The sequence below is a fragment of the Vibrio sp. Vb0667 genome (genome assembly GCF_033391095.1).
On the sequence record NZ_JAWPOL010000131.1, the window covers coordinates 1 to 1,607 of the forward strand.

The 1,607-nt window shown below is 48.6% G+C and carries 2 protein-coding genes; one reads left to right on the forward strand and one right to left on the reverse strand.

Going from position 1 to position 1,607, the window contains the following annotated elements; all coding sequences use genetic code 11:
• The first annotated feature begins 1 nt into the window (after nt 1).
• The gene (locus R8269_RS23990) at nt 2-685 is read left to right on the forward strand and encodes a UTRA domain-containing protein (RefSeq protein WP_318222751.1); all 684 of its coding nucleotides are present in this window, start codon (nt 2-4) and stop codon (nt 683-685) included.
• 68 nt (nt 686-753) lie between these two features.
• Here the strand turns inward: R8269_RS23990 and R8269_RS23995 are convergent.
• The coding region (locus R8269_RS23995) for a BCCT family transporter (RefSeq protein WP_318222752.1) at nt 754-1,607 on the reverse strand (854 nt) is incomplete at its 5' end.

A 1,607-nucleotide genomic window follows, 5' to 3' on the forward strand; every position in this document is an offset into this window, starting at 1 on the left:
AATTAAAACCAGCTTGAGACAGCAAATTCACTCTGGCGTGGTTTCTCAAGGGCAAAAACTGCCTTCAGAAAGAGAGTTAAGTGAGCTGTTTTCTACCACCAGAATCACGATTAAAGATGCATTAGTCTCGTTGGAAACCGAAGGACTGATTTATCGAGAAGAACGCCGTGGTTGGTACGTGTATCCTGAGCGCATCTGCTATAACCCGTTGTCGCGTTCCCACTTTCATCAAATGATTCGTGAGCAGCATCGGATTGCAGCCACCCAATTGATCAGCGTGCGCAGTGAAATGGCGGCAGGGGATTACGCAAAAGCGCTTGATATCGAGCAGATGACGCCAATCCACATCATTGAGCGTTTGCGTTGTATTGATGGACGAGCCGTGCTGTTTGTTGAAAACGTTCTAAAAGCGAGTTTGTTCGATGGTATTTTGGCAGAGAATCTGACTATGTCGCTGACGGGCATTTATCGTGAGAAATATGGCTACGAGACAATGCGTTCTCGATTCGATGTCATTCCAACGTCGGCACCAGCACATGTGGCGAAAGCATTGAATCTGGCTGAAGGACAACCTGTACTGAAAATTTGTCGCGTGAACTACAAGCAAGATGGCGAGCTAATGGATTGCGAGTTGGAATACTGGCGACCTGACGCGGTGATGATTCGCATAGACAGCGTGGGATAAACAGCAGAATTAAAAAGAGCCCCATTAAGGGCTCTTTGCATTTCTGGGGTTGGGTATCTAAACCAGACTTAAACCAAACCTTGATCCTTCGCCATTTGATTGGCAATGCCCGGCGCTTTCAAAATGCTAGGTAGCAAAATGAAAGATACGGGAACCGCGGTGATCACAATGAAGGATTGCAGCGCAGTGATACCGCCTGAACCCATAGAAATCAGCGCGATAGCCACAACACCCATCATCAATCCCCAAAACGAGCGAATCACTGCGTTTGGCTCGGCAGAACCCGTCATTACCACACTGATGGTGTAGGTCATCGAGTCACCCGTCGTAACGATGAAGGTGGTGGTCAAAATCAAGAACAGCACCGAAATGATCATCGGAAATGGCAGTTCACCAGTGATTGCAAGCAATACGGCTGGGAGGTTGAATCCTTCAAACGCCGAAGAGATCAATCCCGGATTCGCGAGCTCGAATGCTAAACCGCTACCGCCCACGATGCTGAACCAAAAACAGGTGATCAGCGGCGCGGCAATACTGATGGACAAAATCAATTGGCGAATGGTACGGCCACGCGAAATACGCGCGATGAAGATTGCCATCATTGGCCCGTAACCAATAAACCAACCCCAGAAGAACACCGTCCACCAGCTTAACCAGCCAGTGTCACCGCGATAAAGCGCCATCGGGAAGAAGTTATCCACCATGCGGCCTACGCCTTGCACATAGCCATCAATAATAAAGCTCGTTGGGCCAAAGAACAGGATGTACCCGATCAGCAGTACCGACAGGATGATGTTGTAACGGCTCACAAGTTGGATGCCTTTGCTTACGCCACTTAGCGCCGAAAGCGTGTACATAACGATGGCAGCGACAATCACCATGCTTTGGGTAATGAAGTTATCTGGGAAACCAAATAATGAGT